Genomic DNA, 22,899 nt, shown 5'->3' on the forward strand with positions numbered 1-22,899 from the left:
ACCAGATCTTGTCGGTTGTCGATCACAACGCCGTCGAGTTGCCGCGGATTTCCGAGGCCGAAGTGGGCGACTACATCGCGCTGCTCAAGCCGCGCGTGATGTCGCTGGTGATCTTCACCGCACTGGTCGGGCTGATGATCGCGCCGGTGCATGTGCATCCGGTGCTGGCGTTCACCGCGATCCTCTGCATCGCGGTCGGCGCCGGCGCGTCCGGCGCGCTCAACATGGCCTATGAGGGCGACGTCGACGCGCTGATGACGCGCACCGCCAACCGGCCGATCCCGCGCGGCCGCATCACCCAGGCGGAAGCCGCCGCGTTCGGCATCACGCTCGCCTTCTTCTCGGTGATGACGCTCGGCATTCTGGTCAACTGGGTGGCCGGCGCGCTGCTGGCCTTCACCATCTTCTTCTATGCCGTGATCTACACGATGTGGCTGAAGCGCTGGACCGCGCAGAACATCGTGATCGGCGGTGCCGCCGGCGCGCTTCCGCCGGTGGTGGCGTGGGCCGCGGCGACCGGCTCGCTGTCCACAGAGCCGATCCTCTTGTTCTTGATCATCTTCTTCTGGACCCCGCCGCACTTCTGGGCGCTGGCGCTGTTCCGCAGCGACGATTATGCGCGCGCCGGCATTCCGATGCTGCCGGTGGTCGCCGGCCCCGACGCCACCCGGCTGCAGATCCTGCTCTACACCATCGTGCTGGTTGCGATCGCGCTGGCGCCGTGGCCGCTCGGCTATTTCGACGCCATCTATGGCGTGACCTCGCTGATAGCAGGCGCCGGCATGCTGTGGCTCGCCATCGACGTCTACCGCCGCCGCGAGGGCACGGCGGCCAACCGCGCCACGCGCCGGCTGTTCGCGTTCTCGATCCTTTATCTGTTCGCGCTGTTCGCCGTCCTCCTCGCCGAGGTCGTGATCCGCGCGATCGTGCCTGTCATCACCGGGTAGGGGCGAAGATGGGGGCGCAAGGGATATCGATGGACGACAATCGCGAGCCAGAAGGAATCGTCCTCACCGAGGCGCAGCTGAAGAGCCGCCGCCAGCGCTCGATTGCCATTGCGCTCGCGCTCGGCGTTCTCGTCGTGCTGTTCTTCGCGGTCACCATCGTCAAGGGGCCGGCCGTGCTGGTGCGGCCGCTGTGAGCGAGATGGCGAACCTGCCCCCCACGCAAGAGCTGCGAGCCGAGGCGCCCAAGGTGACGCGCCGCACGCTGACGCGCGACGCCGTGGTGGCGTCGATCTGCGGCTTCGTCGTGGTGCTGATGGTCGGCGCCTCCTATGCCGCCGTGCCGTTCTACAACTGGTTCTGCCGCACCACCGGCTTCAACGGCACCACCCAGGTCGCGACCTCGACGCCGTCGGATGCGCCGCTCGCGCGCACCATTACGGTCAGCTTCGATTCCAACGTCGCGCCGGGCCTGCCCTGGAAGTTCGAGCCCGAGCAGAACAATATCGACGTCAAGATCGGCCAGGTCGTCACGGTCTATTACACGGTGACCAACCAGTCGGCGCGCACCACCACCGGACAGGCGTCCTACAACGTCGCGCCGCTGACGGTCGGCGCCTACTTCCAGAAGATCAACTGCTTCTGCTTCACCGAGCAGACCATGGCGCCGGGCGAGAAGCGCGAGATGGCCGTGGTGTTCTATGTCGATCCTGAACTGGCCAAGGACAGCGAGAACGACACGCTGAAGACGATCACCCTGTCCTACACCTTCTTCCCCGTGCGCGACGCGGCGCCGAAGCCCGTGGCGTCGGGCGAGGCGGATCAGCGCAAGGGCAGTTTGTGATGCGCCCATGATCCGGCAAGCGCGGGGCGGTTGCGGGGTCATGGTCGAGAGATGAAACGATGAGATGTAAGACGTGCTTTGCGGCACGCGAATGGAGAGACGGCAATGGCTGAGGCGCAAGTCAAGCATCACGACTATCATCTCGTCGACCCGAGCCCGTGGCCGGTGGTCGGCTCGATCTCGGCCTTCATCATGGCGGTCGGCGCGGTCGGCTGGATGCATCACATGTACTCGGCGGCGCCGATCGTGTTCGGCATCGGCACCGTCGGCGTGCTCTACACCATGGCGAGCTGGTGGGGCGATGTGATCAGGGAAGCCCAGTACAAGGGCGACCACACCCGCGTGGTGCAGATCAGCCACCGCTACGGCATGATCCTGTTCATCGCCTCCGAAGTGATGTTCTTCGTCGCCTGGTTCTGGGCCTTCTTCAACGCGGCGCTGTTCCCGGCCGACGCCGTTCACGCCACCCGCGACGCCGTGTTCGGCTGCGGCGCCGGCACGGCGATGGGCGCCTGCAGCGTGCCCGGCACCTGGCCGCCGAAGGGCATCGAGACCTTCGATCCCTGGCACCTGCCGCTGCTCAACACCCTGCTGCTGCTGACCTCGGGCACCACCGTCACCTGGGCGCACCACGCGCTGCTGGAGAACGACCGCCAGGGCCTCAAGCAGGGCCTGATCCTGACCGTGATCTTAGGGGCCTGCTTCACCTGCGTGCAGGCCTATGAGTACGCCCATGCGGCGTTCTCGTTCGGCGGCAACGTCTATGGCGCGACCTTCTTCATGGCCACCGGGTTCCACGGCTTCCACGTGCTGGTCGGCACCATCTTCCTGCTGGTCTGCCTGTTCCGCGCCTATGCCGGCCATTTCACGCCGAAGCAGCATCTCGGCTTCGAATTCGCCGCCTGGTACTGGCACTTCGTCGACGTGGTCTGGCTGTTCCTGTTCATCTGCATCTACGTCTGGGGCCGCGGCGCCGAGACCATTGCGCACGCCGCGCACTAACCGCTTCCCTGATGTGCTAAAGAGGGGCGGCCGCAACGGCCGCCCTTTTGCTTTCGAGAGCATGATCCGGAAAAGTGGTAGCCGGTTTTCCGCAGAGATCATGCTCCAACAAAGAGCCAAGATGACCGAACCCCTGCCCACCGTGACCGAGAGCGCCCTCCGCGGCATCGCCTGCCGGTGTCCGCGCTGCGGCAAGGGCAAGCTCTATGCCGGCTTCCTGACGCTGGCGCCGCGCTGCGAGCGTTGCGGCCTCGACTACGCCTTCATCGATGCCGGCGACGGGCCGGCGGTCTTCATCATCATGCTGGCCGGCGCCGTCGTGGTCGCGGCCGCGCTGATCGTCGAGGTCAAGTACCAGCCGCCGTTCTGGGTTCATGCCGCGCTCTGGTTGCCGCTGATCCTCGTCACCACCATCCTGCCGCTGCGTTCCATGAAGTCGCTTCTGATCGCGCTGCAATTCCACCACAAGGCGGCCGAAGGCCAGTTGATCCAGCGCGACCCGAAATGAACGACATCACGACGCGGCGGCCGAGCGCCGCTGGCTTCGGCATCTTCACCCTGATCCTGATCGCGGTCTTTGTCGCCCTCGGCGTCTGGCAATTGCAGCGCCGGGTCGAGAAGCATGCGCTGATCGCAACCCTGGACGCCCGGCTCTCCGCCGCGCCGGAAGCGCTGCCGCCGCCATCGGCGTGGCCGGCGCTGTCTTCGGCCAAGGACGAATTCCACCGCTTCAACTTCACCGCGACCTACGCAAAGGCGCCGGACGCGATGGTCTACAGCTCCGGCTCCGCGGTGCGCGACGACGTCACCGGGCCCGGCACCTGGGCCTTCCTGCCGGCCAAGCTCGCCAGCGGCGAGACCATCGTGATCAACACCGGCTTCGTGCAGAACACGATGCAGGACCGCGCCTTCGAGGATCGCGTCGCTGCGCGCATCGTCACCGGCGCACCGGTGACGATGACCGGCTATCTCCGCTACCCCGAGCCGCCGGGCCGGCTGACGCCGAAGGAAGACACGGCGAAGCGGCTCTGGTTCGTGCGCGATCACCGCGCGATGGCCCAGGCGCTCGGCTGGGGTGAGGTGGCGCCGTTCTACATCGACCTCGAAGCGCCGGTGCCGGACAGCGGCACACCGAAGCCGGGCCCGCTCAAGGTGCGTCTCAAGGACGACCACATGCAGTACGCCATCACCTGGTTCTCGCTCGCCGCCGCCGTCACCATCGCCTTCGGCTTGTGGTGGCGCGGCCAGCGCCGCAAGGGGGCTTGAGGAGTCTCAGGTCGGTACGCGCTCCACCGCGTGACGCAGCCAGACCATGCCGCCGTCCAGCGCCTCGCAATGGGTCAGTCGCAGCGCCTGTCCGGCGCCGGGGCGGTCGCCCTCGGGGCCGTGATAGTCGACGATGCATTGCGATCCGGCGACGCCGTCGACCGCGGGAAAGATCAGCGTGCTGAACTCGTCGATCAGCCCAGCTTTAAGGAACGCGCCGTTGATGCCGCCGCCGCCTTCGAGCAGCAGCGTCCTGGCGCCGAACAGGCGGCCAAGCTGCTCCATCGCAGCGGGCAGATCGTCGCCCTTGGCGCCGGCGAAGATGTAGGACGCGCCGTCCTCGCGCAGCTCGGCGAGATGACCGTCGGAGACCTCTGCGCCCAGCACCGCCACCGCGTGATCGCCGCCGACATTGTCCTTGCCGAAATGCACGCGGCCCGACGGGTCGATGCCGATCGCGAGCTTCCGGCCGTCGCGATGGCCGAGATGCGCCTCGCGCGGAAACTTCGGCGGATTGGCGATCTGCCGCGCCGATCCCTTCGCCATCTCGTTCATGGTGACGCGGCCGATGATCCATCCATCGGCGCCGAATTCGTCGTGGATCCGCTCATAATGGGCGCGCAGCACCTCGCGCGAAACGCCGGCCGCCGCCTGCGTGAAGCGGCTGGGATGCAGGCGGCCGTCGATCGACGTGCCCATGTGGCAGATGATGTGGGGACGCATGGAGCTGCTCTTTTTGAAATGGGATGCGGACCGCGGGTGCGGCGAGACCGGAAGCATCTTCCATTTAGGCCGGTGCGGCCGAGCGCTCAACGCCCATCGCGGCGCGATGTTTCAACTTTGGTTGTGCGATGCGTCCCTCATAGTGAGGTGAGCACACCGGTCAGGCTCCCTCCCCCCTTGCGGGGGAGGGTTGGGGAGAGGGGTGGCCCCAGGCGAGATGATCGATGCAGGCATTGGACTGTCAATCTTGCCTGCGTCGTCGACGCTCTTTTGACGCTCTTTTTGAGAGAGCGTGCCGAGTGGCACCCCTCTCCCTAACCCTCCCCCGCAAGGGGGGAGGGAACCCTACCGCCGGTGGCTCCATCACGGCGCATTTTATCCAAGAACTGCGAGGCGCTCGTTGCCCGGCGCTGTCGGCGCGGATCGAGCCTCAGCTCCTGGTGCTCGCCGTCTTGTCGAGCGCGGCGCGCAGGCCGTTTGCAAGCTTGATGGCGTCGTCGTTGGCCCAGAAGTGCATGAAGAACAGCCGCGGCTGCTCATCCAGCATGTGACTGTGCAGCGCGGTGACCGCGATGCCGTGGGTCTTGAGCGCCATGATCACCGGGTTCACCTCGTTATTGGTCAGCACGAAGTCGCCGGTGATGGCCGCCTTGCCGCCGCCGGTCGGCTGGAAGTTGATGGCGATCGCAACGCCCATTGGCCCGACCGGCGTCAACGCCATTCCGTCCTCGGTGACCGGATCGCGGCGCGGCACGTTGAACTGGTAGACGCCGCCATTGGCCTGGCCCTTGACGCCGATGATCTGGTCGAGCTGCATGGTGTCGAGGTCGACCGCGGGCGGCGGCGCGGTCGATGCCGGGATCGAAAGCGGCGTCTTGCTCTCGGCCAGCGCATCGCGGATCGCGCTCGCGATCTTGGCCGGGTCGCCGTGACCGGCGACGTGCATGTAGAAGGTCGCGGGACTGGCGCCAAGCAGATGGTTGTGCACGGCCGTGATCTGCAGGCCGTTCGCGATCATCTTCGCCATCACCGGGTTGATCTCGGATTCGAGCAGCACCAGATCGCCCATCGCCATGACGCCATCATGCATGGGTTTGAACGCGACCCATCCGCCGAGCGCCAGCGCCGGCTTGATGGTGACGCCGTCGAGCGTCACCGTGAGATCGCTGCGCGGAAAGCCGTAGCGGTGCACGTCGCCGCTGACCGCCGGCTTTCTGCCCAAGGTGTCATCGACCTTCTGCCAATCGATTGCCTGCGCATGGGCCGCCGAGACGAACGGCTCGGTGAACACCTGCCAGTCGATCTTTTGCGCGCTTCCGCCTGTCGCGAACAGGCAGGCACTGACGCCGATCAGCGCCGAAATGGTGGTTCTCATGGGAGCACTCCTGTGAAGCTGAATACGATGCGTCAAAAACCGCGGCGCTATTCCTTCGAGAGCCCGACGATGGTCCGGACCCCGGAAACGGTCTGCACCGAGACTGCGACGGGATCGCCGAAGCGGACGGCGTTGAAGAGCAGGCCGTCCTGCACCTTGAATGGCTCGGTTCTGTCCGCTGACAGGCGTAGCCTGATCGTGTCGCTGCGTTCGTCGATGCTGTCGACGACACCGCGCACGATCTGCGGCGCCGGCGCGCGGATCCCGGCCGCTTCGGCCGATGCGGCTTGCTGCTGCTCGCTGCCGTCGGTCGGCGCCGCGAGAGTTGCGGCAGGCCACAACAGGGCGGCCGCCAGGGCTAATGCTGGTTTGATCATGATTGTTCCTTCGTTCGCTTCGATTGGGGGCGCGCCGCGGTCTCAGTGCTGTTCCTTGACCTGACCGCTGCTGTCGATGACGAGCCGCACGGGCTTGCCGTTCTTCATCGCCTTTGCCGTTATGCCTTCGGCGGTCGATTTGACGTCGCTGACCTCGCTGTAGCCGGCGGCTTGAAGCTTTGCGACGAGCTCGTCCTGCGTCAGGGCATGGGCGGGCATGACGGTGCCCGCGATCGCGAACGCAAGGATCAGTTGGGAGAGTTTTGGTTTCTGCATGGTTGTTCTCCTGGTTGTCTGTGCTGCCCCAGGTTCTCGAAACACGCGCCTGCCCGTTCAGATGATGCCCGCCAGCCGCAGCAGAACGCCCGTGATGCAGGACGCGGCGAGGACGCTGAGCATCCCCACGTTGAAGCGGAAGATCGCAAGCGCGGCGGCGGCCGACAGCGCCAGCGCCGGCCAATCGATGCTGCTCGGCACCGGTGCGTCGAACGCCAGGCCAAATCCGTGCACGGGGAAGGTCTGGCGAAACAGCGTATGCAGCGCGAACCAGATCGACAGATTGAGGATCACGCCGACCACGGCCGCGGTGATCGCCGATAGCGCGCCGGCCAGCGCCTTGTTGCCGCGCAGCGCTTCGATGTACGGCGCGCCGACGAAGATCCACAGGAAGCACGGCGTGAAGGTCACCCAGGTCGCGAGCAGCCCGCCGAGCGTGCCGGCGAGCATCGGCGACAGGCCGCTGCCCTCGCGGAACGCCGCCATGAAGCCGACGAACTGCACCACCATGATCAGCGGTCCGGGCGTCGTCTCGGCCATGCCGAGGCCGTCGAGCATCTCGCGCGGGCTGACCCAATGATAATATTCGGCGGCCTGCTGCGCGACATAGGCGAGCACGGCGTAGGCGCCGCCGAACGTCACCATCGCCATCTTGCTGAAGAAGATCGCGATCTGGCTGAACACGTCGTCGGAGCCGAGCGCGATCAGCAGCGCGAACACCGGCACCAGCCAGAGCGCCAGCCACACCGCGCCGACCCGCAACGTGCGCGCAGCATCGGGCCGGACGTGATCTGGCACCGCTTCACCGAGCATGCTGTCGATCACCGCGGAATTCTTGCCGTTATGCTCGATCGCGGCGAATTCGGGCCGGCCGAGGCGAGCCCCGACCAGTCCGGTGACGGCGGCGGCCACGATGATCAATGGAAACGGCACGCCGAAGAAGAAGATCGCGACGAAGGCGATCGCCGCCAGCGCGATCATCACGCGATTGCGCAGCGCGCGCTTGCCGACCCGCACCACCGCCTGGATGACGATGGCGAGCACCGCGGCCTTCAGGCCGAAGAACAACGCTTCGACGAAGCCGACATTGCCGTAGGCCGCATAGATGTAGCTCAGCCCCATGATGGCGAACACGCCGGGCAGGATGAACAATCCGCCCGCCACGATGCCGCCGAGCGTCCGGTGCAGCAGCCAGCCGATATAGGTCGCAAGCTGCTGGGCCTCGGGGCCCGGCAGCAGCATGCAGTAATTGAGGGCGTGCAGGAAGCGGCCTTCCGAGATCCAGTTCTTCTCCTCGACCAGGATGCGATGCATCACGGCGATCTGGCCGGCCGGCCCACCGAAGCTCAGGATCGCGACGCGCATCCACACCAGCAGCGCCTCGTTGAACGAGATGCCGTGGGCGTGTTCCTGCGCGTTGCCCTTTCGCGTTGCTGCGACGTCGCTCATGGCTTCACCTTGCTGGTCGGCCAGTTGTGCGTCTCCCTGGTGGCGTCGCGGCACCAGCGGTAGAACGCATCGTAGAGCAGCATGCCGGCGCTCAGTTGTTCGAGATCGTCGTCGAACATCCGCGACAGGCCGAGCGATGCCGCGAGCAGTCCGGGGGCCTCCGGCGACAGATCGAGCCGCGCGGTATCGGCGGCCCGCACCATCATCGAGAGCCGCTCCAGCGCCGGCGTCGACAGGCCGAATTCCTTGACCATCACGTCGAAGGTGCAGAGCTCGCCGCGATGGCTCCAGAACACGTTCTCGATGTCGAACGGCGTGGCATCGAACCGTTCGGCGACGGCCTCGACCTCCGCCGAAGTGACGAACAGGAACACGGCCGACGGATCGACGAAGCGGCGGATCAGCCAAGGGCAGGCGATGCGGTCGATCTTCGGCCGCGACCGCGTCACCCATACCGTGCGGCCGCGTTTGTCACGCTTTGGAATCTTGTCGGCAGGAACGGTCGGAAGTTCCGCCTCCCGCCAGGCGAGGTGACCGCCCTCGAGGACTTCGGCGGCGATGTTGCCGCAGCGGAGCCAGGCGGCGGTGCCTTCGCTCAGCTTCTGCCCCTTCTGGCAGATCACGACCGCGGATTGGCCGGTGAGGCGTGACGCCCACTCCTGGACGTCGAGATGGGAGTGCCGGACCGCGCCCGGAATCAGCCGCGGATCGGCGGCGAAATCCTCATCGAGGCGGACGTCGACGAGCGTCGGCGCCTTGGCCGTGCCGATGAGACGAGACAACTTTTCGGATGAGATCGATGTGTATGACGACATGGTGCGCCCTTGGTGAACAGGACGCGATTCTTGGGCATGTCGCCTCGCGGGGAGATCGCACATCCCCGTACCCTCAATAAAAAACTAATGCCCCTCGCTGTCAACGGCCTTGCCGGATGGGGGAGAAGCGCGATGTTTCAACTTTGCTTGTGCGTGTCTCCTGGTGGTGAGGTGAGCACACTGGTCAGGCTCCCTCCCCCTTGCGGGGGAGGGTTGGGGAGAGGGGTAAGCCCCGGGCGATATGATTGATGGGAACACGGCTCTCTTGCAATCTCGCGCGCTTATCCCATGCAAACCGAAAGAGCACGTCGTGTGGCCACCCTCTCCCTAACCCTCCCCCGCAAGGGGGAAGGGAACCCTTCCGCCGGTGGCTCCATCACGGCCTTCCATCTTGAAACCTAGACAAGGCCGTCTAGATTAAAGCGCACGGGGGAACGGCAGACCCCCCGCGAGACTTCGGTCCAAGCTCTGCGCGACACACAATCCCGTCGTGGAGCTTTGATATGGACATCGAACACTACATTCCCCCTCGTTCCAGAATTGCGATCCTGTGCCGCGGCGATGCTGCGATGCGCCGCGGGGCGACCGCGTACAACAGCCGTTTCGTTCGCGTCTTCGACGCGCTCGCCGCTTGCGGCATTGAGGCCATTCCCGTCATCTACGACGAGACCTTCGCCGACGATGTCCGCGAGCAACTGCTGACCGTGGACGGCGTGCTCGTCTGGGTCGATCCGATCCATCAGGGCAAGACCCGTGCGGAGCTCGATCCGCTGCTCCGCGAGGTCGCGGCGAAGCGCCCGTGGGTCAGCGCCCATCCGGACGTCATCCTCAAGATGGGCGTCAAGGAGGTGCTGTACCGCACGCGTCATCTCGGCTGGGGCGCCGACACGCATCGCTACGACACCGCAGCCGCGTTCCGCGCCGAATTTCCGTCGCGGCTTCGCACGGCCGGTCCGCGCGTGCTCAAGCAGAACCGCGGCAATGGCGGGCAGGGCGTCTGGAAGGTCGAAGCCGTGCCGAATGCGGACGCGACCGTTCGCGTGCTGCATGCGCTCCGCGGCAGCCGGCCGGAGCAGATGCCGCTGGACGAATTCATGGCGCGTTGCGAGCCGTATTTCGGCTGGGGCGGCTGCATCATCGACCAGGCCTTTCAGCCGCGCCTGCCCGAGGGCATGATCCGCTGTTACGTCAGCGGATCGAAGGTCGCGGGTTTTGGGCAGCAGCTGATCAAGGCTTTGATCCCGCCGCCCGCGGAAGGCCCTGAGGCACCCGAGGCCCAGCCCGGACCGCGCATCATGCACGGCCCCGACGCGCCGCAATTCCAGACGCTGCGCAGGCTGATGGAGCACGAATGGATCCCGCAACTGTCAGCGACGCTCGCGATCGACGAGGCGTCGCTGCCGGTGATCTGGGATGCGGATTTCCTCTACGGTCCGCGCGATGCCGATGGCGCCGACACCTACGTGCTCTGCGAGATCAACGCGAGCTCGTGCTTTGCGATTCCCGACGAGGCACCGGCGGCGATCGCACGGACGGTGAGCGAGCGTCTGCGTCAGGCTGCCGGAGCGGGTGTCGGCCGATAGAGTTCGTCATTCCGGGATCTCGCTTCGCGAGTCCCCGGAATCACGCGGACGTTTGCGCAAACGCCAGACGCGTCATTGCGAGCCAACGGGTCGCGCGAACGCGCGCCCGATGACAGGCTCCGCGAAGCAATCCATCGAGCAGCATATGCGGAGCGATGGATTGCTTCGTCGCTTCGCGCCTCGCAATGACGGCGTGGGACCTTGACCGCGCCACACCCTCAGCGTCGTCCCGGCGCAGGCCAGGACGGACGACGTGGAGGGGAGCGATGCGCCCCGCCGCACCGAACCGATGCATCAACACCGCTCCAAGCGACCCCGGGACGCACGCTTCGGGCTACCCTTTGCTGGTCCGATCTTCTATGGTGACCGTTCGGCACGCTCGGAGGCGTGCTCGATACTTCCATGATATCAAAGGCTTAAGGCTCGGATCGAAGCCTTTGGAGGGCGGTTTGACGCGGTATATTTCGACCAGGGGCGAAGCCCCTCAGCTGGGCTTCTGCGATGTGATGCTGACCGGGCTGGCCCGCGACGGCGGGCTCTACGTGCCCGAGACCTGGCCGCAGTTGTCGCCCGAACAGATCGCCGCGCTGTTCGGCCGGCCCTATTGGGAAGTCGCGGTCGAGGTGATCCGCCCGTTTGTGGCCGGCGAGATTTCCGATGCCGAGCTCGGCCGCATGGCGAACGAGGCCTATGCCACGTTCCGCCATCCCGCGGTGGTGCCGCTCGACCAGGCCGGACCGAACCAGTTCTTGCTCGAGCTGTTCCATGGGCCGACGCTGGCGTTCAAGGACGTCGCGATGCAGTTGATCTCGCGGCTGATGGATCACGTGCTGGCCAAGCGAGCCCAGCGCACCACCATCGTGGTCGCGACCTCCGGCGACACCGGCGGCGCCGCGGTCGAAGCCTTTGCCAATCTCGACAATGTCGACCTCGTCGTGCTGTTCCCGAACGGGCGCATCTCCGACGTGCAGCGCCGGATGATGACGACGACCGGCGCCGCCAACGTCCATGCGCTGGCGGTCGAAGGCACGTTCGACGATTGCCAGGCGCTGGTGAAGGCGATGTTCAACAACCATCGCTTCCGCGACACCGTCGCGCTGTCCGGCGTCAACTCGATCAACTGGGCGCGCATCGTCGCGCAGGTGGTCTACTACTTCACCTCCGCGGTCGCGCTCGGCTCGCCCTCGCGCACCGTCGACTTCACGGTGCCGACCGGCAATTTCGGCGACATTTTTGCCGGCTACGTGGCAAAACGGATGGGCCTGCCGATCCGCTGGCTGCGCATCGCCGCCAACGTCAACGATATCCTGCCACGCACGCTGAAAACCGGCATCTACGAGGTGCGCGAGGTGCATGCGACGACGTCGCCGTCGATGGACATCCAGGTGTCCTCGAATTTCGAGCGGCTGCTGTTCGAGGCCAGCGGCCGCGACGCCGACCAGGTCCGCCGCCTGATGGCCTCGCTGAAACAGTCCGGCCGCTTCGTGTTGCCGGATGCGACGCTGGCTGCCGTGCGGCGCGATTTCGACGCCGGCCGCGCCGACGAGACCGAGACCGCGGCGGCGATCCGTGCCGCCTGGCGCGAGGCCGGCGATCTGGTCGATCCGCACACCGCGGTGGCGCTCGCGGTCGCCGACCGCGATACGTCCGACTCGAAGATCCCCAACATCGTGCTGTCGACCGCGCATGCGGCGAAATTCCCCGACGCGGTCGAGGCTGCCTGCGGCGTGCGCCCGCAGCTGCCGGCCTGGCTCGGCGGCCTGATGGCCAAATCGGAACATATGACTGTGATGAAGAACGATTCCGCCGAGATCGAGCGCTTCGTGCTGTCGGTCAGCCGCGCCGCCAAGCAGGGAGCCATCGGATGAGTGTTGAAATCACAAAGCTGCCGAGCGGGCTGACCATCGTCACCGACACCATGCCGCATCTGGAAACCGCGGCGCTCGGCGTCTGGGCCGGCGTCGGCGGTCGCGACGAAAAGCCGAACGAGCACGGCATCTCGCATCTGCTGGAACATATGGCGTTCAAGGGCACCACGCGGCGTTCCTCGCGCGAGATCGTCGAGGAGATCGAGGCGGTCGGCGGCGACCTCAACGCCGGCACCTCGACCGAGACCACGGCCTATTATGCGCGGGTGATGAAGGCGGACGTGCCGCTGGCGCTCGACGTGCTGTCCGACATTCTTGCCAATCCGTCCTTCGTGCCCGACGAGCTCGAGCGCGAGAAGGGCGTGATCGTGCAGGAGATCGGCGCGGCGCAGGACACCCCCGATGACGTCGTGTTCGAGCATCTCAACGAGCTCTGCTATCCGGATCAGCCGATGGGCCGTTCGCTGCTCGGCACCGCCAAGACGCTGAAGGCCTTCAACCGCGACATGCTGCGCGGCTATCTCTCGACGCATTACCGCGCGCCCGACATGGTGGTCGCCGCCGCCGGCGCCGTCGACCACAAGCGCATCGTCGAGGATGTCGCGCAGAAGTTTGCCAGCTTCGACGCCACGCCGGCGCCTAAGCCGCAGGCGGCGATGTTCGGCAAGGGTGGTTCCAAGGTCGTGCATCGCGAGCTCGAGCAGGCGCATCTGACGCTGGCGCTCGAGGGCGTGCCGCAGACCGACCCGTCGCTGTTCTCGCTGCAGGTCTTCACCAACACGCTCGGCGGCGGGATGTCGTCGCGGCTGTTCCAGGAGGTGCGCGAGAAGCGCGGCCTGTGCTACTCGATCTACACCTTCCACGCGCCCTACACCGACACCGGCTTCTTCGGCCTCTATACCGGGACCGATCCCGCCGACGCGCCCGAGATGATGGAAGTGATCGTCGATGTCATCAACGACGCCGTGGAGACCCTGACCGAGGCCGAGGTCGCCCGCGCCAAGGCGCAGATGAAGGCCGGCCTGCTGATGGCGCTGGAGAGCTGCTCATCCCGGGCCGAACAATTGGCACGCCATGTGCTAGCCTATGGGCGGCCGCAGACGGTGGAGGAACTGGTGGCGCGAATCGATGCGGTCAGCGTCGAATCGAGCCGCAACGCCGCTCGCGGGCTGCTGTCGCGCAGCCGCCCGGCCGTTGTGGCGCTCGGCAGTGGAAGAGGTCTGGACACGGCGGTGTCTTTTGCGGAAGGATTGACCCAGTCAAAGGCAAAGACGCTGCTGCATTAGGAGATATAGTTCACCTCTCCCCGCCTGCGGGGAGAGGTCGGATTGCGAAGCAATCCGGGTGAGGGGGTACAGGTCCCAACGATCGGCTCGCTCGTGGATGGAGCCCCTCACCCCGACCTTCTGCCCGCACGTGCGGGGCGAGGGAGCAATAGGCGGGGAGTAGTGGGCTATGGCCCTGTTTCGTTTGCCATCCAGTGGACCGGCTGCATTGATGCCGCGCGGTCACGGGCTGTTGCTGCGCGCGCCGCAGATGTCGGATTTCCCGCAATGGGCGCAGCTTCGCGAATTCAGCCGCGGCTATCTCACGCCATGGGAGCCGATCTGGCCCTCCGACGACCTGACCCGCTCGGGCTTCCGCCGTCGCCTGCGCCGCTACACCGAGGACATCGCGGCCGACCGCTCCTATCCGTTCATCATCTTCCGCGAATCGGACGGGATGATGATCGGCGGCATCACGCTCGCCAATGTCCGCCGCGGCATCGTGCAGGCCGGAACCATCGGCTACTGGGTCGGTCAGCCCCATGCCGATCGCGGCTACATGACGACGGCGCTGCGGGTGCTGCTGCCGTCGCTGTTCGGCGAGCTCAATCTGCATCGCATCGAGGCGGCCTGCATTCCCTCCAACGGCCCGTCGATCCGCGTGCTGGAGAAGTGCGGCTTCACCCGCGAGGGGCTGGCGCGGCGCTATCTCTGCATCAACGGGATCTGGCAGGACCACCTGCTGTTCGGGCTGCTGCATGAGGATTTCCGCGGCTGACCTTCGCCTATTGGCTGACGGCGGCGGCCGCCCGGCGCCTTGGGTTCGCCGTCATTGCCTTGCTATAAGGCGCCCCTTGAAACAGGGAACTTTGCTTGGAGGCTTTGGGATATCGCATGGGTGACAGGGTGATCAGGCTCGCGATCGCAGCGGCGGTATCGGTTGGTCTCGGCGCGGCCCTGCTGCCACAGGCGAGCTCGGCGCAGTCCCTGAGCGACCGCTTCAAGAGCCTGTTCGGCGGCGGTTCGTCGGATTCCGACAAGCCGGCTGCCGCGCCGGCGGCGCCGCGGCAGCTCGATGACAGCGATGCCGAGCTGACCTGTCCGCCGGTGCAGATCCGGGCCGGCGCATCGACCTATTCGGTGGCGGCGCCCGGCAAGCAGCCGGTCGGCAACGATCTCAAGTTCCTGGCCTCGATCACGCGCACCGCGCGGCAGTGCAGCCTGAACAACGGCGAGATCACCGCCAAGATCGGGATTCAGGGCCGGGTGATCGTCGGTCCCTCGGGTGCGCCGCCGTCGGTCGAGGTGCCGCTACGCGTCGCCGTGGTGCGCGGCGGCGTCGGCGAGAAGACCATCGCGACCAAGGCCTACACGACCACGGTGCAGATCGACGAGAGCGGCAGCGTGCCGTTCAGCCTGGTAGCCGAGGACGTGGTCTATCCCGCGCCGTCGGCGGCCGAGAACGACGCCTATGTCTTCTATATCGGCTTCGACCCGCAGGCCCTGAAGGGCGAGCCCAAAGCCCGTCCGAGGAAGAAGTAGCGGCAATATCCGGCGGCGGACCAACGGGATCGCAGTCATCCGGAAAAACCGGACAAACGAAAAGGCCGGCGCGATCGTCTCGCGCCGGCCTTTGTCGTGAGACTGGTTTCGCGTCAGTTCAGCTTGGAACGGACTTCGGCGATGCCCTTGTTGAGCAGGTCGTCGGCGACCGAGCCCTTGACCTGTTGCGACAGGATGGTCGAGGCGGCGGCGACTGCGGCGTTGGCTGCCGCGGCGCGGACGTCGGCCACGGCCTGGGCCTCGGCCTGGGCGATCTTGCTCTCGGCGGTCTTGGTCCGCCGCGTGACAAACTCTTCCATCCGGGTCTTGGCCTCGGCCGCGATCCGTTCGGCCTCGGCCTTGGCGCTGGAGATGATCTCCTCGGCCTCACGCTCGGCGCTGGCCCGGCGGGCCTTGTAGTCGCCGAGCAGCTTGGCGGCCTCTTCCTTCAGACGGCGGGCGTCGTCGAGTTCGGCCTTGATGCGCTCGGCACGGTGGTCGAGCGCGGTGAGCAGCGTGCGATGGACGCCGAGATAGGCGAACACGACCATCAGGATGATGAAGGCGATCGCGACCCAGGTTTCCGGTTCGTAGAACATCCGTCTATCCCTTCAGCGTCGCGTCGACAGCGCTGCCGACCGCGTTCGCATCCGGCGTCACGCCGGACAGCTGCCGGACGATGGCGCCGGCCGCATCCGCCGCGATGCCGCGGACGTTGCTCATGGCATTGGTCCGGGTCGTTGCGATCTGCTTCTCGGCGTCGGCAAGCTTGGCCGCCAGTTTCTCCTCCAGCGCCTTGCGTTCGGCTTCGGAGGCCGCGTTCAGCTTCTCGCGGGTCTCGTTGCCGATCGCTTGCGCGCGGGAGCGTGCATTGGCCAATTCGCTCTCATAGGCCTTCAGCGCAGCGTCGGACTCGTCCTTCAGCTTCTGCGCATCGGCCAGGTCGCCCTCGATCTTGTTCTGCCGTGCATCGATGGCACCGCCGACGCGCGGCAGTGCGATTTTCGACACGATCAGATAGAGCGCGACGAACGCAATCGCCAGCGACACCAGTTGCGAGGCGTAATAGGTGGAATCGAACGGCGGGAAGGTTCCGCCGTGATGTCCGCCATCGGCCTCGGTGTGGGCACCAGCTTTCTGGCCTTTTGCCTCGCCATGACTCTCAGCCATGGTGTTCTCCTGTTGCTGTCATGCGCGCCGCCCTTGGAACGAGCCTTGGAGCGACCTTGGGCGGCGCGAAGGGGTTACCGCAAAGCGGAACCGGGTTACCGCAGAGCGGAACCGGGGTGCCGCTCAGAGCGGAACGAACAGCAGGAGCAGCGCGATCAGCAGCGAGAAGATGCCGAGCGCTTCGGTCACGGCGAAGCCGAAGATCAGGTTGCCGAACTGGCCCTGCGCTGCCGACGGGTTGCGCACCGCAGCAGCAAGGTAGTTGCCGAAGATGATGCCCACGCCAACGCCCGCACCGCCCATGCCGATGCACGCGATGCCCGCGCCGATAAGTTTTGCTGCTGCCGGTTCCATATGTAGCTCCTTGGAGGAAAGATAGACAGATTGGTGGGTGGAGATTCCCCGGACCGCTTAGTGTCCCGGATGAATGGCGTCGTTGAGATAGATGCAGGTCAGGATCGCGAACACATAGGCCTGCAGGAACGCGACCAGCAGTTCCAGCGCCTGGAGCGCAACCGTGAGCGCCAGCGGCAGCACGCCGCCGAACCAGCCGAGCGCGCCCAGCGAGAAGCCGAGCATCGCGACGAAGCCCGCGAACACCTTCAGCGCAATGTGGCCGGCCAGCATGTTGGCGAACAGACGCACGCTGTGCGAGACCGGCCGCAGGAAGAACGACAGCACCTCGATGAACATCACCAGCGGCAGGATGTAGATCGGAACGCCGGACGGCACGAAGATCTTGAAGAATTTCACGCCGTTCTTGTAGAGGCCGTAGATCAGCACGGTGAAGAACACCAAGAGCGCCAGCGCGGCGGTGACGATCAGATGGCTCGCGACCGTGAAGGTGTAGGGGATAATGCCCACCAGGTTCGAGACGCAGATGAACATGAAGATCGAGAAGATCAGCGGGAAGAACTTCATGCCCTCCGAGCCGGCCGTGCTGCGAATCGTGGTGGCGACGAACTCGTAGGAGATCTCGGCGACCGACTGCAGCCGCCCCGGAATCAGCTCACGGCCGCTCGCCAGCATCAGCAGCGCGATCAGCAGCACCGCGATGAACATGTAGAGCGACGAGTTGGTGAAGGCGATCGTGTGATTGCCGATATGGCCGAGCGTGAAGAGGGGCTCGATGTTGAACTGGTGGATCGGGTCGATTTTCATCCGCGCGGCTCTTGGTCCACCGGCCGTCCTGCCGGTTATCGAATTGCAAATGTCGTGACTTCCCGCCAGCGCTCAACGCTTGCCCGAGGCCCTGCCAGCAGACCTCACCACGTTGACCACGCCGGCGACGAAGCCGAGCAGCATGAACACGATGAAGCCGAATGGCGACGTCGACAGCCAACGGTCGACCCCCCAGCCAATCGCCGCTCCGACGGCAACGCCCGCGATCAGCTCCGAGGAAAGACGAAAACCGAGCGCCATCGCCGAAGCTCTGGCCGCACTGTCCCCGCCTTCAGTACCGGGTTGATCAGTCTTGCTCCTGCGGCTGTCGCGAATTTCAGACAACCGATGATCGAGACTTCCGAGCCTTGCGGAAAGCGCAGCTTCGTCAGGAGACGATTGATCGCGATTTCCACCTACGTCTTCGTTGGTGTTTTCAGCCATGCTGCAAACACTAACCGATGCCGCGGATGATGGAAATTACGCCCGTCCCCGTCGAAAGCCGCGCGGACCATACTGACCGCGTCTAATCAAGTCAAGATTGCGTCGTAACCAGCTATTGCTTTGATTTCGCTGGATTTATCTGAAGATATTCAAGGTCAGAGTGACGCAGTGATCGCACTGCAGCAGCTGGGATACAATGAAGCGATGTGGGATGCTCGAAGCCCACCCGTTCCACGTGCAGCCGGGAAGTCCATATGCCGCGCCAGGTCGACTACTATTTCTCGCTGCAATCGCCATGGGCGTATATCGGCCACAAGCCGTTCCTTGCACTCGTAAGCACTTACGATCTCAAGGTAAATTACCGCCCTGTGCTGCTGATCGATCTGTTCATGGAGACCGGCGGGCTGCCGCTCGCCAAGCGCCATCCGGTGCGGCAGCGCTACCGGATGATCGAGCTGCAGCGCTGGCGCGACAAGCGTGGGCTGAATTTCCACCTGCAGCCGGCCAACTGGCCGTTCAATCCGCGGCTGGCCGATGGCGTCGTGATCGCGGCGCTCGAGGCCGGCCTCGATGTCGAGCCCTATCTGCAACGGGCATATCCCGCGGTCTGGGAGCAGCAGCTCAACCTCGCCGATCCAGCAGTGCTGGTGCAGCTTGCCGACGATGCCGGTCTGCCCGGCCAGCAGCTGGTGGCGCGCTCGGCGAGCGAGGCGATCGACGCCGCCTATGAGCAGAACCGGCAGGATGCGCTGACTGCGGACGTGTTCGGCTCGCCGGGCTATGTGCTCGACGGCGAAGTATTCTGGGGCCAGGACCGGATCGAATTGCTCGAAGACGCGTTGAAGTCAGGTCGCAAGCCCTATAGCTCTGATAGTTAGGGGCCTGATTGGTAGAGGCGGAGCAAGTCATGCCGATAGCGACGTCGCCCTTGAAACTGTCCATCGCGATTGCGGCCACCGTCCTGACTGTCGGCGGCGCGGCGCGCGCGCAAGCGACACCCGACACCGAGAACGGCCGCTATGCGGTGTCTCCTGCAGGCGATGGTTTTCTGCGGCTCGACACCCGCACCGGCGCAGTGTCGACCTGCACCAGCTCCCGCGCCGGCTGGGCCTGCTATCTGGTGCCCGACGAGCGCGCGGCGCTGGATGCAGAGATCGGCCGACTGCAGGCCGACAACGACAGGCTGAAGACCGAGCTTGCGGCGCGCGGGCCCGCCGTCTCGGGCAAGACCGACGAGGCGTTGCCGAAATCGGACCAGCTCAAGAAGGCGGAGCCGAAGACGGCCGAGGGCGAGCGCAAGATCGAGATCCCGCTGCCGAGCGACCGCGACATGGATCGCATGATGTCGTTCCTGGAGCGTGCCTGGCGGCGGCTGATCGAGATGGCCAACCGGGTGCAGCGCGACGTCAACGGCGGCAAGATTTGACGCGGTGCTGCCGCGGCTTTGGCCGGGACGACGTGTTGAGAGAGTGCAGATGAACGCGGCGAAAACAATGTCACACTCGGCGCCGTCTTCCGTCGCTGCAACCAGCATCGTCTCGTCGCGGCTGACGGTGCAGACCGCGGGCGCCGGGTTCACCGACATCACGCGCGAGGTCGCAAAATTTCTGCACGAGGCGCGCGCCGGTGAGGGCGCGGTGACGTTGTTCATCCGTCACACCTCGGCGTCGCTGACGATCCAGGAAAATGCCGATCCCACGGTGCTGGCCGACCTGATGACGGCGCTCGATCGCGCCGCGCCCGAGGACGGCGGCTGGCGCCATGACGCCGAGGGCCCCGACGACATGCCGGCGCACATCAAGACCATGCTGACGGCGACCTCGCTGCAGGTCCCGGTGCTCGACGGCGCGATGGCGCTCGGCACCTGGCAGGGCATCTATCTGATCGAGCACCGCGCGCGCCCGCACAGCCGGGAGATCGTGCTGCAGTTCATCGGCGCGACGCGCTGACGCGTTCGATCGACCTTCCAAATGACATCGGCCGCGGATCGCTCCGCGGCCGATGCATTTTCGATCGTGATGCCGACTGATCGGCTCTTGCGATCAGGTCTTGGTAATGTCGACGTCCTTGGTTTCCGGCAGGAACAGGAAGCCGATCACGAGGCTCATCAGGGCGACGCCGACCGGGTACCAGAGGCCCGAATAGATGTCGCCGGTGGCCGCCGCGATCGCGAACGCGGTGGCCGGCAGGAAGCCGCCGAACCAGCCGTTGCCGATGTGGTAGGGCAGCGACATGCTGCTGTAGCGGATGCGGCTCGGGAACAACTCGACCAGCCATGCAGCGATCGGTGCGTAGACGAGGGTCACGTAGATCACGAGGATCCAGAGCAGCACCGTCGTCATCACGGTGTTGATCTCGTTCGGATCGGCCGACGCCGGATAGCCGTGCTTCGTGATTGCCGCCGGCAGTGCCTTGGCGAAATCCGGGCTGTCGGCTGCGAGCGTCTGATCGCCGATCTTGACCTTGGCCTTGGTGCCGGCAGGCGCGGCTTCATTGGTGTAGTTCACCGACAGGTTCACGAGCGCGGACTTGGCCACGTCGCAGCTTGTGGTGAATTTCTCGGTGCCGGTCGCCTTGAACTGGAACGAGCACTCGTTCGGGTCGGCGATGACAGTCACCGGGGAGGACGCCAATGCGGTTTCGAGCTTCGGGTTGGCGAAGTGAGTGATGCCCTTGAAGATCGGGAAGTAGGTCAGCGCCGCGAGCAGGAAGCCGGCCAGAATGATCGGCTTGCGGCCAATCCTGTCGGAGAGCCAGCCGAACAGGATGAAGCCGGGCGTTCCCAGTGCCAGCGCCACCACGATCATGATCTGTGCGGTGACGGCGGGGACCTTGATGGTCTGGGTCAGGAAGAACAGTGCATAAAACTGTCCGCCGTACCAGACGACGGCCTCGCCGGCCGTGGCGCCGAGCAGCGCGAAGATCGCGACCTTGGCGTTGGACCACTCGGCAAACGATTCGGTGAGAGGCCGCTTCGACGTCTTGCCCTCTTCCTTCATCCGCTGGAATACCGGCGACTCGTTCAGGCTCAGTCGAATCCAGATCGAGACGATCAGCAGGATGCCCGAGAGCAGGAACGGCACGCGCCAGCCCCAGTCACCGAATGCGGCCTCGCCCATCCAGGTCCGGATGCCCAAAATGAGCAGCAGGGCCATGAACAGGCCGAGCGTTGCCGTGGTCTGGATCCAGGATGTGTAGTAGCCGCGCTTGTTTTGCGGTGCATGCTCTGCAACGTAAGTGGCGGCGCCGCCATACTCGCCGCCGAGCGCAAGGCCCTGGACCAGGCGCAACCCGATCAGCACGACGGGCGCGGCAATGCCCCAGCTGTCATAGCCCGGAAGCAAGCCGATGAAGAAGGTGCCGATGCCCATGAGGGTCATCGTGACGAGGAACGTATATTTGCGACCGATCATGTCGCCGAGGCGGCCGAAAATCAGCGCACCGAACGGGCGCACCGCGAAGCCCGCGGCGAACGCCAGCAGCGCGAAAATGAAGCCGACATTCGGGGGAACGTTCGAGAAGAAGTATTTCGCCAGAAAGGCGCCAAGCGTTCCGTAAATGTAGAAGTCGTACCACTCGAACACGGTCCCGAGCGAGGAGGCAAAGATGACCTTTCTCTCTTCGCCGGTCATTCCACGTGTACGGACGTTTCCGGCCGCAGTCGCAGCTATCGTCATTCGTTTGCTCCCCAGTGCTTTTCCTCTTCCCACACGTCCGGCAGGCCGGATCGGATATGGGGACTCGCAGAAAGGTAACATCGCAGTGAAACCTGCCCCAATAAGACTTTTGGCCGTTGCACACTTGGTCTTATCGCCAGGTCTTATCGCCAGGCGTGCGAATGGGATGGAGCGCCGGCGGACGCGTCTATTGCGGCGCACAAGTTCGGCGGGTTAACCGCGTTGGCATGTGGCATTACCAGGCGCTTGCGTGGTATTCCCGCCTGGGTGACAAAGGACTTCGCGGGTTTGCCAAAACCCGCTAATGGGACTGAGATGACTGCTGTTGCCAATACTCATCTTGTCATCGCTGACGACCATCCGCTGTTCCGTGATGCGTTGCGCCAGGCGGTGTCGAGTGTCGTGAGTTCGGCCACGATCAGCGAGGCCGGATCGTTCGAGGACCTCACCGCGCTGCTCGAACGGGACTCCGAGGTCGACCTGATTCTGCTCGACCTGACGATGCCGGGGATCAGCGGCTTCTCCGGACTGATCTATCTGCGCGCGCAATATCCGGCGATTCCGGTGGTGATCGTCTCCGCCAGCGATGATGCCGGAACCATCCGCCGCTCGCTCGACTTCGGCGCCTCCGGTTTCATTCCAAAGCGCTTCGGCGTCGAGACGCTGCGCGACGCCATCATGAAGGTGATGGAAGGCGACGTCTGGGTTCCGCCGGACACCGATCTCTCGGCTGCCGGCGATCCCGACATGACGCGGCTGCGCGACCGCCTGGTGACGTTGACCCCGCAACAGGTGCGCGTGTTGATGATGCTGTCGGAGGGGCTGCTCAACAAGCAGATCGCCTATGAGCTCGGCGTCTCCGAGGCGACCATCAAGGCGCATGTCTCGGCCATCCTGCAGAAGCTCGGCGTCGAAAGCCGCACCCAGGCCGTGATCGCCGCCGCCAAGATCGCCGGCGGTCAATGGCGCCAGGGCACGCCGACGACTTAGAAGCTATCCGGTCAAAATTCATCCCGTCATCCTGAGGTGCTCGCCTCTTCGGCGAGCCTCGAAGGATGCACGGCCCGGCCGGTGGCCGTCGATCCTTCGAGGGCCGCTGAAGAAGCGGCCACCTCAGG

General features: G+C 65.3%; 27 protein-coding genes. 15 read left to right on the top strand and 12 right to left on the bottom strand.

Going from position 1 to position 22,899, the window contains the following annotated elements:
- Nucleotides 1-8: 8 nt before the first annotated feature.
- From XH93_RS04860 to XH93_RS04885, 6 genes are all read left to right on the top strand, one after another.
- A complete protein-coding gene (locus tag XH93_RS04860; protein WP_194472650.1) occupies nucleotides 9-947 on the top strand; it encodes a heme o synthase in 939 nt (312 codons plus the stop codon).
- A 29-nt stretch (nucleotides 948-976) separates the two neighbouring features.
- Complete coding sequence (locus XH93_RS04865) at nucleotides 977-1,141, top strand: CoxF protein (RefSeq protein WP_172627177.1); 165 nt, start codon at nucleotides 977-979, stop codon at nucleotides 1,139-1,141.
- A gap of 5 nt (nucleotides 1,142-1,146) precedes the next feature.
- Entirely contained in the window at nucleotides 1,147-1,788 is a 642-nt protein-coding gene (locus XH93_RS04870; RefSeq protein ID WP_194472651.1) for a cytochrome c oxidase assembly protein, read from the top strand.
- A 105-nt stretch (nucleotides 1,789-1,893) separates the two neighbouring features.
- Nucleotides 1,894-2,790 carry a cytochrome c oxidase subunit 3 gene (locus XH93_RS04875; RefSeq protein ID WP_194472652.1) on the top strand — a complete coding sequence of 299 codons (897 nt, stop codon included), beginning with the start codon at nucleotides 1,894-1,896 and terminating at the stop codon, nucleotides 2,788-2,790.
- Between the two features lie 121 nt (nucleotides 2,791-2,911).
- The gene (locus tag XH93_RS04880) at nucleotides 2,912-3,298 is read left to right on the top strand and encodes a DUF983 domain-containing protein (RefSeq protein WP_139486857.1); all 387 of its coding nucleotides are present in this window, start codon (nucleotides 2,912-2,914) and stop codon (nucleotides 3,296-3,298) included.
- On the top strand, nucleotides 3,295-4,056 hold the full coding sequence (locus XH93_RS04885) for an SURF1 family protein (RefSeq protein ID WP_194472653.1): 762 nt from the start codon (nucleotides 3,295-3,297) through the stop codon (nucleotides 4,054-4,056). Before XH93_RS04880 ends, XH93_RS04885 begins: the two co-directional genes overlap by 4 nt.
- A 6-nt stretch (nucleotides 4,057-4,062) precedes the next feature.
- On the opposite strand, the gene XH93_RS04890 is transcribed toward XH93_RS04885, so the two are convergent.
- From XH93_RS04890 to XH93_RS04915, 6 genes are all read right to left on the bottom strand, one after another.
- Nucleotides 4,063-4,779 carry a dihydrofolate reductase family protein gene (locus tag XH93_RS04890; protein ID WP_194472654.1) on the bottom strand — a complete coding sequence of 239 codons (717 nt, stop codon included), beginning with the start codon at nucleotides 4,777-4,779 and terminating at the stop codon, nucleotides 4,063-4,065.
- A 430-nt stretch (nucleotides 4,780-5,209) separates the two neighbouring features.
- Entirely contained in the window at nucleotides 5,210-6,154 is a 945-nt protein-coding gene (locus XH93_RS04895; RefSeq protein ID WP_194472655.1) for a DUF1259 domain-containing protein, read from the bottom strand.
- A 47-nt stretch (nucleotides 6,155-6,201) separates the two neighbouring features.
- On the bottom strand, nucleotides 6,202-6,531 hold the full coding sequence (locus XH93_RS04900; protein ID WP_194472656.1) for a hypothetical protein: 330 nt from the start codon (nucleotides 6,529-6,531) through the stop codon (nucleotides 6,202-6,204).
- A 42-nt stretch (nucleotides 6,532-6,573) separates the two neighbouring features.
- Nucleotides 6,574-6,807, bottom strand: coding sequence for a PepSY domain-containing protein (locus XH93_RS04905; RefSeq protein WP_194472657.1), 234 nt, complete (start codon nucleotides 6,805-6,807; stop codon nucleotides 6,574-6,576).
- A 57-nt stretch (nucleotides 6,808-6,864) separates the two neighbouring features.
- A complete protein-coding gene (gene chrA, locus XH93_RS04910) occupies nucleotides 6,865-8,256 on the bottom strand; it encodes a chromate efflux transporter (protein ID WP_194472658.1) in 1,392 nt (463 codons plus the stop codon).
- The gene (locus XH93_RS04915) at nucleotides 8,253-9,071 is read right to left on the bottom strand and encodes a sulfurtransferase/chromate resistance protein (protein WP_194472659.1); all 819 of its coding nucleotides are present in this window, start codon (nucleotides 9,069-9,071) and stop codon (nucleotides 8,253-8,255) included. The genes chrA and XH93_RS04915 overlap by 4 nt, the downstream gene beginning before the upstream one ends.
- 503 nt (nucleotides 9,072-9,574) lie before the next feature.
- Here XH93_RS04915 and XH93_RS04920 point away from each other — a divergent pair.
- The 5 genes from XH93_RS04920 (at nucleotide 9,575) to XH93_RS04940 (ending at nucleotide 15,329) form a co-directional block, all read left to right on the top strand.
- Nucleotides 9,575-10,654 carry a Cj0069 family protein gene (locus XH93_RS04920; RefSeq protein WP_194472660.1) on the top strand — a complete coding sequence of 360 codons (1,080 nt, stop codon included), beginning with the start codon at nucleotides 9,575-9,577 and terminating at the stop codon, nucleotides 10,652-10,654.
- A gap of 449 nt (nucleotides 10,655-11,103) precedes the next feature.
- Entirely contained in the window at nucleotides 11,104-12,522 is a 1,419-nt protein-coding gene (gene thrC, locus XH93_RS04925; RefSeq protein WP_194472661.1) for a threonine synthase, read from the top strand.
- The gene (locus tag XH93_RS04930) at nucleotides 12,519-13,808 is read left to right on the top strand and encodes a pitrilysin family protein (RefSeq protein WP_194472662.1); all 1,290 of its coding nucleotides are present in this window, start codon (nucleotides 12,519-12,521) and stop codon (nucleotides 13,806-13,808) included. Before thrC ends, XH93_RS04930 begins: the two co-directional genes overlap by 4 nt.
- A 169-nt stretch (nucleotides 13,809-13,977) precedes the next feature.
- The gene (locus tag XH93_RS04935) at nucleotides 13,978-14,565 is read left to right on the top strand and encodes a GNAT family N-acetyltransferase (RefSeq protein ID WP_139486867.1); all 588 of its coding nucleotides are present in this window, start codon (nucleotides 13,978-13,980) and stop codon (nucleotides 14,563-14,565) included.
- 116 nt (nucleotides 14,566-14,681) lie between these two features.
- Nucleotides 14,682-15,329: a hypothetical protein gene (locus XH93_RS04940; RefSeq protein ID WP_139486868.1), complete on the top strand. Its 648-nt coding sequence runs from the start codon at nucleotides 14,682-14,684 to the stop codon at nucleotides 15,327-15,329.
- A gap of 113 nt (nucleotides 15,330-15,442) precedes the next feature.
- Here the strand turns inward: XH93_RS04940 and XH93_RS04945 are convergent, their stop codons facing one another.
- The 5 genes from XH93_RS04945 to XH93_RS04965 form a co-directional block, all read right to left on the bottom strand.
- Nucleotides 15,443-15,928: an ATP F0F1 synthase subunit B gene (locus XH93_RS04945; RefSeq protein ID WP_139861978.1), complete on the bottom strand. Its 486-nt coding sequence runs from the start codon at nucleotides 15,926-15,928 to the stop codon at nucleotides 15,443-15,445.
- A gap of 4 nt (nucleotides 15,929-15,932) precedes the next feature.
- Complete coding sequence (locus tag XH93_RS04950) at nucleotides 15,933-16,499, bottom strand: F0F1 ATP synthase subunit B (RefSeq protein ID WP_139861977.1); 567 nt, start codon at nucleotides 16,497-16,499, stop codon at nucleotides 15,933-15,935.
- Between the two features lie 123 nt (nucleotides 16,500-16,622).
- Nucleotides 16,623-16,853 (bottom strand): F0F1 ATP synthase subunit C, encoded by a 231-nt coding sequence (locus XH93_RS04955; protein ID WP_016847054.1) that lies wholly within the window; start codon nucleotides 16,851-16,853, stop codon nucleotides 16,623-16,625.
- A 57-nt stretch (nucleotides 16,854-16,910) separates the two neighbouring features.
- The gene (locus XH93_RS04960; RefSeq protein ID WP_139486871.1) at nucleotides 16,911-17,660 is read right to left on the bottom strand and encodes a F0F1 ATP synthase subunit A; all 750 of its coding nucleotides are present in this window, start codon (nucleotides 17,658-17,660) and stop codon (nucleotides 16,911-16,913) included.
- Nucleotides 17,661-17,732: 72 nt separating this feature from the next.
- Nucleotides 17,733-18,104 (bottom strand): AtpZ/AtpI family protein, encoded by a 372-nt coding sequence (locus tag XH93_RS04965; RefSeq protein WP_194472663.1) that lies wholly within the window; start codon nucleotides 18,102-18,104, stop codon nucleotides 17,733-17,735.
- Between the two features lie 254 nt (nucleotides 18,105-18,358).
- Between XH93_RS04965 and XH93_RS04970 the strand changes: the two genes are divergently transcribed.
- The 3 genes from XH93_RS04970 (at nucleotide 18,359) to XH93_RS04980 (ending at nucleotide 20,053) form a co-directional block, all read left to right on the top strand.
- A complete protein-coding gene (locus XH93_RS04970) occupies nucleotides 18,359-18,982 on the top strand; it encodes a 2-hydroxychromene-2-carboxylate isomerase (protein ID WP_139486873.1) in 624 nt (207 codons plus the stop codon).
- Nucleotides 18,983-19,011: 29 nt separating this feature from the next.
- Nucleotides 19,012-19,530, top strand: coding sequence for a hypothetical protein (locus XH93_RS04975; protein WP_194472664.1), 519 nt, complete (start codon nucleotides 19,012-19,014; stop codon nucleotides 19,528-19,530).
- A 67-nt stretch (nucleotides 19,531-19,597) separates the two neighbouring features.
- Nucleotides 19,598-20,053, top strand: a complete 456-nt coding sequence (locus XH93_RS04980; RefSeq protein WP_371814930.1) for a secondary thiamine-phosphate synthase enzyme YjbQ — start codon at nucleotides 19,598-19,600, stop codon at nucleotides 20,051-20,053.
- A gap of 93 nt (nucleotides 20,054-20,146) precedes the next feature.
- Here XH93_RS04980 and XH93_RS04985 read toward each other — a convergent pair whose 3' ends face one another.
- Nucleotides 20,147-21,781 (bottom strand): MFS transporter, encoded by a 1,635-nt coding sequence (locus XH93_RS04985; protein WP_210340439.1) that lies wholly within the window; start codon nucleotides 21,779-21,781, stop codon nucleotides 20,147-20,149.
- Nucleotides 21,782-22,096: 315 nt separating this feature from the next.
- Here XH93_RS04985 and XH93_RS04990 point away from each other — a divergent pair, with 315 nt between their 5' ends.
- Nucleotides 22,097-22,771 (top strand): response regulator transcription factor, encoded by a 675-nt coding sequence (locus XH93_RS04990; RefSeq protein WP_139486876.1) that lies wholly within the window; start codon nucleotides 22,097-22,099, stop codon nucleotides 22,769-22,771.
- The last annotated feature ends 128 nt before the right edge of the window (nucleotides 22,772-22,899 follow it).

This window comes from Bradyrhizobium sp. CCBAU 51753 (genome assembly GCF_015291565.1).
GTDB lineage: Bacteria > Pseudomonadota > Alphaproteobacteria > Rhizobiales > Xanthobacteraceae > Bradyrhizobium > Bradyrhizobium ivorense.

What these genes read in the sequence shown, in the direction of transcription:
- XH93_RS04865 (WP_172627177.1), top strand. Translation starts at nt 977, where the DNA reads ATGGACGACAATCGCGAGCCAGAAGGAATCGTCCTCACCGAGGCGCAG.
- XH93_RS04870 (WP_194472651.1), top strand. Translation starts at nt 1,147, where the DNA reads ATGGCGAACCTGCCCCCCACGCAAGAGCTGCGAGCCGAGGCGCCCAAG.
- XH93_RS04875 (WP_194472652.1), top strand. Translation starts at nt 1,894, where the DNA reads ATGGCTGAGGCGCAAGTCAAGCATCACGACTATCATCTCGTCGACCCG.
- XH93_RS04880 (WP_139486857.1), top strand. Translation starts at nt 2,912, where the DNA reads ATGACCGAACCCCTGCCCACCGTGACCGAGAGCGCCCTCCGCGGCATC.
- XH93_RS04885 (WP_194472653.1), top strand. Translation starts at nt 3,295, where the DNA reads ATGAACGACATCACGACGCGGCGGCCGAGCGCCGCTGGCTTCGGCATC.
- XH93_RS04890 (WP_194472654.1), bottom strand. Translation starts at nt 4,779, where the DNA reads ATGCGTCCCCACATCATCTGCCACATGGGCACGTCGATCGACGGCCGC.
- XH93_RS04895 (WP_194472655.1), bottom strand. Translation starts at nt 6,154, where the DNA reads ATGAGAACCACCATTTCGGCGCTGATCGGCGTCAGTGCCTGCCTGTTC.
- XH93_RS04900 (WP_194472656.1), bottom strand. Translation starts at nt 6,531, where the DNA reads ATGATCAAACCAGCATTAGCCCTGGCGGCCGCCCTGTTGTGGCCTGCC.
- XH93_RS04905 (WP_194472657.1), bottom strand. Translation starts at nt 6,807, where the DNA reads ATGCAGAAACCAAAACTCTCCCAACTGATCCTTGCGTTCGCGATCGCG.
- chrA (WP_194472658.1), bottom strand. Translation starts at nt 8,256, where the DNA reads ATGAGCGACGTCGCAGCAACGCGAAAGGGCAACGCGCAGGAACACGCC.
- XH93_RS04915 (WP_194472659.1), bottom strand. Translation starts at nt 9,071, where the DNA reads ATGTCGTCATACACATCGATCTCATCCGAAAAGTTGTCTCGTCTCATC.
- XH93_RS04920 (WP_194472660.1), top strand. Translation starts at nt 9,575, where the DNA reads ATGGACATCGAACACTACATTCCCCCTCGTTCCAGAATTGCGATCCTG.
- XH93_RS04930 (WP_194472662.1), top strand. Translation starts at nt 12,519, where the DNA reads ATGAGTGTTGAAATCACAAAGCTGCCGAGCGGGCTGACCATCGTCACC.
- XH93_RS04935 (WP_139486867.1), top strand. Translation starts at nt 13,978, where the DNA reads ATGGCCCTGTTTCGTTTGCCATCCAGTGGACCGGCTGCATTGATGCCG.
- XH93_RS04940 (WP_139486868.1), top strand. Translation starts at nt 14,682, where the DNA reads ATGGGTGACAGGGTGATCAGGCTCGCGATCGCAGCGGCGGTATCGGTT.
- XH93_RS04945 (WP_139861978.1), bottom strand. Translation starts at nt 15,928, where the DNA reads ATGTTCTACGAACCGGAAACCTGGGTCGCGATCGCCTTCATCATCCTG.
- XH93_RS04950 (WP_139861977.1), bottom strand. Translation starts at nt 16,499, where the DNA reads ATGGCTGAGAGTCATGGCGAGGCAAAAGGCCAGAAAGCTGGTGCCCAC.
- XH93_RS04955 (WP_016847054.1), bottom strand. Translation starts at nt 16,853, where the DNA reads ATGGAACCGGCAGCAGCAAAACTTATCGGCGCGGGCATCGCGTGCATC.
- XH93_RS04960 (WP_139486871.1), bottom strand. Translation starts at nt 17,660, where the DNA reads ATGAAAATCGACCCGATCCACCAGTTCAACATCGAGCCCCTCTTCACG.
- XH93_RS04965 (WP_194472663.1), bottom strand. Translation starts at nt 18,104, where the DNA reads ATGGCTGAAAACACCAACGAAGACGTAGGTGGAAATCGCGATCAATCG.
- XH93_RS04970 (WP_139486873.1), top strand. Translation starts at nt 18,359, where the DNA reads ATGCCGCGCCAGGTCGACTACTATTTCTCGCTGCAATCGCCATGGGCG.
- XH93_RS04975 (WP_194472664.1), top strand. Translation starts at nt 19,012, where the DNA reads ATGCCGATAGCGACGTCGCCCTTGAAACTGTCCATCGCGATTGCGGCC.
- XH93_RS04980 (WP_371814930.1), top strand. Translation starts at nt 19,598, where the DNA reads ATGTCACACTCGGCGCCGTCTTCCGTCGCTGCAACCAGCATCGTCTCG.
- XH93_RS04985 (WP_210340439.1), bottom strand. Translation starts at nt 21,781, where the DNA reads ATGACGATAGCTGCGACTGCGGCCGGAAACGTCCGTACACGTGGAATG.
- XH93_RS04990 (WP_139486876.1), top strand. Translation starts at nt 22,097, where the DNA reads ATGACTGCTGTTGCCAATACTCATCTTGTCATCGCTGACGACCATCCG.